6 protein-coding genes are annotated in these 7,837 nt (G+C 66.9%); 3 read left to right on the top strand and 3 right to left on the bottom strand.

The features are described 5' to 3' along the window. Positions 1-132: 132 nt before the first annotated feature. The gene (clpB, locus tag J2T07_RS19090; RefSeq protein WP_306852430.1) at positions 133-2,715 is read right to left on the bottom strand and encodes an ATP-dependent chaperone ClpB; all 2,583 of its coding nucleotides are present in this window, start codon (positions 2,713-2,715) and stop codon (positions 133-135) included. A 172-nt stretch (positions 2,716-2,887) separates the two neighbouring features. Here clpB and otsB point away from each other — a divergent pair, with 172 nt between their 5' ends. Together otsB and otsA are read left to right on the top strand one after the other, a co-directional pair. Beyond that, on the top strand, positions 2,888-3,673 hold the full coding sequence (otsB, locus tag J2T07_RS19085) for a trehalose-phosphatase (RefSeq protein ID WP_306852428.1): 786 nt from the start codon (positions 2,888-2,890) through the stop codon (positions 3,671-3,673). Beyond that, on the top strand, positions 3,670-5,085 hold the full coding sequence (gene otsA, locus J2T07_RS19080; protein WP_306852425.1) for an alpha,alpha-trehalose-phosphate synthase (UDP-forming): 1,416 nt from the start codon (positions 3,670-3,672) through the stop codon (positions 5,083-5,085). Before otsB ends, otsA begins: the two co-directional genes overlap by 4 nt. 6 nt (positions 5,086-5,091) lie before the next feature. On the opposite strand, the gene pgeF is transcribed toward otsA, so the two are convergent. Continuing rightward, positions 5,092-5,832, bottom strand: a complete 741-nt coding sequence (pgeF, locus tag J2T07_RS19075) for a peptidoglycan editing factor PgeF (RefSeq protein ID WP_306852423.1) — start codon at positions 5,830-5,832, stop codon at positions 5,092-5,094. A 2-nt stretch (positions 5,833-5,834) separates the two neighbouring features. Then, positions 5,835-6,809: a 23S rRNA pseudouridine(1911/1915/1917) synthase RluD gene (rluD, locus tag J2T07_RS19070; RefSeq protein WP_306852420.1), complete on the bottom strand. Its 975-nt coding sequence runs from the start codon at positions 6,807-6,809 to the stop codon at positions 5,835-5,837. Positions 6,810-6,878: 69 nt separating this feature from the next. Here rluD and J2T07_RS19065 point away from each other — a divergent pair, with 69 nt between their 5' ends. Then, positions 6,879-7,706, top strand: coding sequence for an outer membrane protein assembly factor BamD (locus J2T07_RS19065; protein WP_306852417.1), 828 nt, complete (start codon positions 6,879-6,881; stop codon positions 7,704-7,706). Positions 7,707-7,837 lie beyond the last annotated feature (131 nt).

Genomic DNA, 7,837 nt, shown 5'->3' with positions numbered 1-7,837 from the left:
TGGGCGGGCCGGGGGCGGGGGGGGGGAGCCACCCGCCGCGGGCGCGCCACCCCCCGCGCGGTACCCCGCGCCGCCGGGGGCCGCCCCCCCCTGCCGGGGGGGGGGGGGGGCCCCCCGACCCTGTCGACGATATCAGGCCGCCGCGAACGTCAGATGGTTCCCGTCCGAATCCACACGCACGGTCTGCCCCGGCGAGAAGGCACCTTGCAGGATGCGTTGCGCCAACGGGTTCTCCAGCTGTTGCTGGATAGCCCGCTTGAGCGGACGCGCACCGTACACCGGATCGAAACCCGCACTGCCCAGCAAGTCCAACGCCCTGTCCGTAATATCGAGCGACAACTGGCGATCGGCCAGCCGCTTTGCCAGGTAATCCAGCTGTATCCGCGCGATCGAACGGATCTGCTTCTTGTCCAGCGGCCGGAACACCACGAGGTCGTCCAGGCGGTTGATGAACTCAGGGCGGAAGTGCGCCTGCACCACGCCCAGCACCGATGCCTTCATCTGCAGGTAGTCGGCCTCGCTATCGCCCGCCTGCTCCTGGATCAGGTTCGAGCCGAGATTCGAGGTCATCACGATGACCGTGTTCCGGAAGTCCACCGTGCGGCCCTGCCCATCCGTCAGGCGCCCATCGTCGAGCACCTGGAGCAGGATGTTGAAGACATCCGGGTGTGCCTTCTCCACCTCGTCGAGCAAGATCACGCTGTAAGGACGACGACGCACCGCCTCGGTGAGGTAACCGCCCTCTTCGTACCCGACGTAGCCCGGAGGCGCGCCGACCAGCCGGCTCACGGAATGCTTCTCCATGAACTCGCTCATGTCGATGCGCACCATCGCGTCCTGCGTATCGAAGAGGAAATCGGCAAGGGCCTTGCATAGCTCCGTCTTGCCCACGCCCGTCGGGCCCAGGAACAGGAACGAGCCGTACGGACGATTCGGATCGGAAAGCCCGGCGCGGGCGCGCCGGATCGCATCGGACACCGCACGCACCGCCTCGTCCTGCCCGACCACGCGCGCATGCAGCGCGTCTTCCATGTGCAGGAGTTTTTCGCGCTCACCCTCGAGCATCTTCGCCACGGGGATGCCGGTCCAACGCGCGACCACCTCGGCGATCTCCTCAGCGGTGACGCGATCCTGCAAGAGCGTGAAGTCCTGCTGCTCCGCCTTCTGCGCGGCAGCGAGCTGGGCTTCCAGCGCCGGCAGCCGGCCATACTGGATCTCGCTCATCGCGCCATAATCCTGGCGGCGCTGGGCGGCTTCCAGTTCCAGGCGGGCCTGTTCGATCTGCTCCTTGATCTTCGTGGTGCCCTGCAGCGCGGCTTTTTCCGCCTTCCATACCTCGTTGAGGTCGGAGAACTCGCGGTCCAGCTTCTCGATGTCGGCCTCGAGCGTCGCCAGGCGCTGCTTCGATTCATCGTCCTGCTCTTTCTTCAGCATCTCGCGCTGGATCTTGAGCTGGATCAGCCGTCGTTCGAGCCGATCGAGTTCCTCCGGCTTGGAATCGATTTCCATGCGGATGCGCGACGCGGCCTCGTCCATCAGGTCGATGGCCTTGTCGGGCAACTGGCGGTCCGGAATGTAGCGGGCGGAAAGCGTCGCCGCGGCGACGATCGCCGGATCGGTGATTTCCACGCCATGATGCACGGCGTAGCGCTCCTTCAGGCCACGCAGGATCGCGATCGTGTCCTCGACGCTGGGTTCGCCCACGAACACCTTCTGGAAGCGGCGCTCGAGGGCGGCGTCCTTCTCCACGTACTTGCGGTATTCGTCGAGCGTGGTCGCACCGATGCAGTGCAGTTCGCCACGCGCCAGCGCGGGCTTCAGCATGTTGCCCGCGTCCATCGCGCCGTCGGCCTTGCCGGCGCCGACCATGGTGTGCAACTCGTCGATGAAGAGGATCACCTGGCCTTCCTGCTTGGACAGGTCGTTGAGCACCGCTTTCAAGCGCTCCTCGAATTCGCCACGGAATTTCGCCCCGGCGATAAGAGCCCCCATGTCGAGCGAAAGCACGCGCTTGTCGCGCAGGCCCTCGGGCACCTCGCCATTGACGATGCGCTGCGCCAGGCCTTCGACGATGGCGGTCTTGCCCACGCCGGGCTCACCGATCAACACCGGGTTGTTCTTCGTTCGCCGCTGCAGTACCTGGATCGTGCGGCGGATTTCCTCGTCGCGGCCGATCACCGGATCGAGTTTGCCGGCCTCGGCGCGCTCGGTGAGGTCGATGGTGTACTTCTCCAGCGCCTGGCGCTGCTCCTCGGCGTTCTCCGACTGTACCTTCTCGCCGCCACGCAGCTTGTCGATGGCCGCCTCGATGCGTTCCTTCGTCGCGCCGGCCGCCTTCAAGGCGCCGCCGACCTCGCCACGGTCCTCCAGCGCCGCCAGCACGAACAACTCGCTGGCGATGAACTGGTCGCCACGCTGCTGCGCGAGCTTGTCGGTGAGGTTGAACAGGCGATTGAGGTCGTTGCCCAGGTTGATGTTGCCTTCCTGGCCACTGACCCGTGGAAGGCGATCGAGGATCTCGCCCATGCGCTGGCGCAGCGCGGGCACGTTGACCTGCGCCTGGGTCAGCAGTGGCGCGGTGGATCCGCCCTGCTGGTCGAGCAGCGCGGCGAGCACATGCACCGGCTCGAGGATGTTGTTGTCGCGGCCGACGGCCAGCGACTGGGCATCCGCCAGGGCTTGCTGGAACCGCGAAGTGAGTTTGTCCATCCGCATCAGGTTTTCTCCCAAAGGTATTGGCGCGCCCCGGGCCCTCCCCGCGACCGCCTCTGACCAGACAGATGCGGGTTCCAGCATGCGCCTTCAACGGCCGGCAAGGGGAACAGGCCATCACTTTTTTCACGTCCCGGAGGGCATCCTGACCAGATCGCTGCCAGATGGAGCTTCCGTGACAGCCGCCCGCGACATCCTGCCCCCACCCCCCGCCGACCTCGTCACGCCGGGGACGGCGCTCTTTCTCGATGCCGACGGCACCCTGCTGGCATTCGCCGACGACCCGGACGGCGTGTTCGTGCCACCCGGGATGCTCGACACGCTGGACACGCTGCATCGCGTGCTCGGCGGCGCGATGGCCCTGGTCAGCGGCCGCGCCATCGCCGGCCTCGACCGCATCTTCGACAGGACGGCATGGGCCGCCGCCGGGCAGCATGGACTCGAACGGCGGGATGGCGAAGGCCACACCACCACGATCCCCGTCGACACCGAGGAACTGGCCCGGCTGCGCTACGTCGTCCACGACATCGCCTCCGCCCTGCCGGGCGTACGCGTGGAAGACAAGAGCTGGTCGGTGGCGCTGCATTGCCGCGAGCACCCCGAGCGGGAGGACGAGCTGGACCGGATCGCACCGGCCATCGCCGCGCGTTTTCCGGCGTTCGAACTGCAGCCAGGCAGCTACGTCTACGAATTCAAACCGAAGGGAATGGACAAGGGCGTGGCCGTGGCCGGCTTCCTCGATACACCGCCCTTCCGCGGCCGCACGCCGGTCTACCTGGGTGACGACCTCACCGACGAACACGCCTTCGCCGTGGTCAACGAACGCGGCGGCGCATCCGTTCGCGTCGGCACACGGACGCCTTCGCACGCCACGTTCACATTGCCTAGCCCGGCTGCCGTCCATGCTTGGCTGGATTCCGTGAACGCCACGCTGACGCAAGGAGCCGCAAGGGCACGATGAGCCGACTAGTTGTCATATCGAACCGCGTGGCACTGCCCAAGCAGACGCAAACCGGCGGCCTCGCGTCCGCCATGAACGCGGCGCTGCAGGAAATGGGAGGACTGTGGTTCGGATGGAGCGGCAACCTCGCCGCCGAGACGGGCAAGGAAGTGCACGAGGTCCAGGACGGAAACATCAGCTACGCGACCATCGACATGTCCAAGGCGGACCATGACGACTACTACAGCGGCTTCGCCAACCGTGCCTTGTGGCCCCTGTTCCACTATCGGGGCGATCTCGTCGATTACCGGCGCGACCACCTGGAAGGCTACCTGAGGGTCAACCGCGTCTTCGCCAAGCGCGTGGCGAAGCTGATCCGGAAAGACGACATCGTCTGGGTCCACGATTACCACCTGATTCCGCTCGCGGCGATGCTTCGCGAACTCGGTGTCGAGAACAAGATCGGCTTCTTCCTGCACACGCCCCTGCCCGCGGCCGGCCTGTTGATCACCCTGCCCCGGCACCGTGAACTGCTCGAGCCGCTGGCCTCGTACGACCTCGTGGGCCTGCACACCCAGCGCGACCTGCGCGCGCTGGAGGATTACTTCCTGCATGAACTGGGCGCCGCCATGCGCACGGGCGGCCGCATCCGCGCCGCCAACGGACGGATCTTCCGTGCCGGCGTGTTCCCGATCAGCATCGATACGGCCGAGGCCGTCGAACTCGCGCACCGCGCCGAGGATAGCGGAGCGGTCGCCAAGCTCAGGGCCTCGATCGACGACCGCGCACTGATCATCGGCGTGGACCGCCTCGACTATTCCAAAGGCCTGCCCGAGCGTTTCGAGGGATTCGCCCGCCTGCTGCGCGACCACAAGGAGATGCGCGGCCGTGTCTCGCTGTTACAGATCGCACCGCCATCGCGTTCCGACGTGCCGGAATACCGCTCGCTGCGACGTGAGCTCGAACGCAGCGCGGGCCACATCAACGGGCAGTACGCCGAGCCGGACTGGGTACCGATCCGTTACGTGAACAAGTCGTTCGCGCACAAGGTGTTGGCGGGTTACTTCCGCGTGGCCAAGGTCGGCCTGGTCACGCCGCTTCGCGACGGCATGAACCTCGTCGCGAAGGAATACGTCGCCTGCCAGGACCCGCAAGATCCCGGCGTGCTCGTGCTGTCCCGCTTCGCGGGTGCGGCGCAGGAACTGGATGCGGCATTGCTGGTGAACCCTTCCGACCTGGACGAGGTGTCCGAGGCGCTGAAACGCGCACTGGAGATGCCGCAGAAGGAACGGCGCATGCGTTGGCAGTCCATGATGGATGTGCTCGAGCGGAACGACATCACCGCATGGCGCAATGCGTTCCTGCATGCGCTGACGGAACCGCCGCGGGTCAAGCCCGAGATCTACGTGCCGTCGCCGATGACGGCGCCTTGAGCCGCGTCAGCGCGTCCAGATCAGCGAAGCGAACCGTCCGCTGACCGCGCCGTCCCGCCGGTACGAATAAAGCCGTTCGTCGCGGTAGGTATCGAAACCGCCGCCGGAAATCCGTGTCACCCCGATAGCGGCCAGCCGCCGCCTCGCCAGCACGTACAAGTCGCACAACCAATGTCCCGGCCGTGTCGGCGCAAAGGCCTCCTCCGCGCCCGGGTCGCCCTCGACGAAGGCCGCACGCACCTCCGCGCCTACTTCGTAGGACGGGCCGCCGATGGCCGGGCCCAGCCACGCGAGGACGGAATCGGCGGGCACGCCCATCCGTGCCACGGTGTTCTCCAGCACGCCGGCGGCAAGCCCCCGCCAGCCAGCATGCGCCGCGCCGATCGTGCCGCCATCGGCGCTGGCGAACAGGACCGGCAGGCAATCCGCGGTGAGGATCGCCAGCACCTTGCCCGGTCCGTGCGCCACGGCGGCGTCGGCCACCGGTTCGTCGTCACCCTCCACGCCAGCGTCGGCCACTTCGGTGCCATGCACCTGGCGCAGCCACAACGGCGGTCCGGGCAGGTCCAGGGCCGCCGCCAGGGCTTCCCGGTTCGACACGACCGCGGCGGGATCGTCGCCCGAGCGCAGTCCGAGGTTCAGCCGGTCGTACGGTGGCTGGGAAATGCCCGGCCCCTGCCGCGTGGATACGGCGGCATGCACGTGAGCCGGGGCCTTCCAGTCCGGGACGATCCAGGCGCGCTCCACGCTCAATCCTCGATCGGATGCAGCGCGGTATCGGCGCGAAGCGCCTCGATCAGCGCCTCCTGGTCGGCCGGACGCGGCGAGTCGAACTCGAGGTATTCCCCCGTCACGGGGTGCTCGAAGGCCAGCTTCTCGGCGTGCAGGGCCTGGCGGCGGAAGCCGCGCAGCGCGTCGATCAGCTCCTGGCTGGCGCCACGCGGCAGGCGCAGCCCGTTGCCGTAGAGCTGGTCGCCGACCAGCGGATGGCCGAGATGGGCCATGTGCACACGAATCTGGTGGGTGCGGCCCGTCTCCAGGTTGCACTGGATCACGCTGTGCGCGCGGAAACGCTCGCGCACGCGATAGTGGGTGATCGCCTCCTTGCCGCCGTCCTCCACGTCGCGCACGCCCTGCTTCAGGCGGTCGTGCTGGTGCCGCCCGATGGGCTGGTCGACGGTGCCGCCAGCCACCATGGTGCCCAGCACCACGGCCTCGTACTGCCGGTGCACGTCATGCCGGGACAGCATCGCCACGAGCGCCGTATGCGCCGCGATGCTCTTGGCCACCACCATCAGGCCGGCGGTGTCCTTGTCCAGCCGGTGGACGATACCGCCTCGCGGCAACTCCGCTTGGGCCGGATTGTGGTGCAGCAAGGCGTTGAGCATGGTCCCGGCGGCGTTGCCCGCCCCGGGATGGACGACCAGCCCCATGGGCTTGTCCACCACCATGAGGTCGCCGTCCTCGTAGCGGATATCCAGCGCGATGTCCTCGGGCTGGGCATCCACCTCGGTCTCCAGCTCGGCCTCGAGTTCCACCCGCTCGCCCCCCCGGAGCAGGTGGCGCGGGGCCACCCGGGCCCCGTCCAGCAGGACCTTGCCCTCCTTGATCCAGCCCGTGAGGCGGGATCGGGAGTAATCGGGGAACATCTCGGCCAGGGACTGGTCGAAACGCCGACCCGCCGCCGCCACCGGCACGGTGGCCTCGTGTCTGACCGTCGTCATACCGCCCCGCCCGGCCCACGGCCGGTTTCGGCTATCATGCCCTTTCGCTCAAGCATCCGAACTCTCTCAATGCGTGCAACCAAGATCACCATTCTGCTCGTCCTCGCCCTGTCGATGAGCGCCTGCTCGATGTTCCGCAGCAAGAAGGAGACGATCGACACGATGCCGGTCGACCGGCTCTATGTCACTGCCCACGACTCGCTGGAGCATTCCGACTACGCCGCGGCGGAAAAGGCATATGAACGCCTCATCGCTCGGTTCCCGTCGGGCGACATCAACGAGCAGTCCCAGATCGAACTCGCGTACGCGCAGTACAAAGACAACAAACCGGACGACGCTTACTCGACGATCAACCGCTTCATCAAGACGTTTCCGACCCATAAGCATGCTGATTATGCCTATTACCTGCGCGGTCTGATCAATTTCGACCGAACCGGCGGCCTGATCGAGCGTTACCTGCAGCGTGGCAACAGCGCTTCCACCCGCCGCGACCAGGGTTTCAACCTCACCGCGTTCGACGATTTCAGCCAGCTGACCCGGCGTTATCCCAACAGCGCCTATGCCACCGACGCCCGCCAGCGCATGATCTTCCTGCGCAACCAGCTGGCCCGTTTCGAGGTCAACGTGGCGGAGTACTACCTGCGCACGAAGGCGTACATCGCCTCGGCCGACCGCGCCCAGTACGTGATCGAGCACTACCAGCAGTCGCCGGAAACCGCCGACGCGCTGGCCATCCTCACGCGCAGCTACATCGCCCTGGACCGCAAGCCGCTGGCCGACCAGACCCGCCAGGTGCTGGCCCTGAACTACCCGGACCACCCGTACCTCACGGACCCGAACTGGCCGCACCACCCTTCGATCTGGCGCAAGGCGATCCCGTTCTCGGGTCACCACTGACCTTTTCGAGGTTCGGTTCGACGAAAAAGCCGGCGCAAGCCGGCTTTTTCGTTCCCGCGAAAGGCCCGGCTCTCGTAGGAGCCCGGCCCTGGCGGGAGCCGACCTTCCGGTGGAGCCAGCTGTTTGTGGGA

This window comes from Luteibacter jiangsuensis, from assembly GCF_030812295.1.
GTDB lineage: Bacteria > Pseudomonadota > Gammaproteobacteria > Xanthomonadales > Rhodanobacteraceae > Luteibacter > Luteibacter jiangsuensis_A.
Note: the sequence above shows the minus strand (reverse complement) of the source record. Positions and strands in the feature narration are given on the sequence as shown.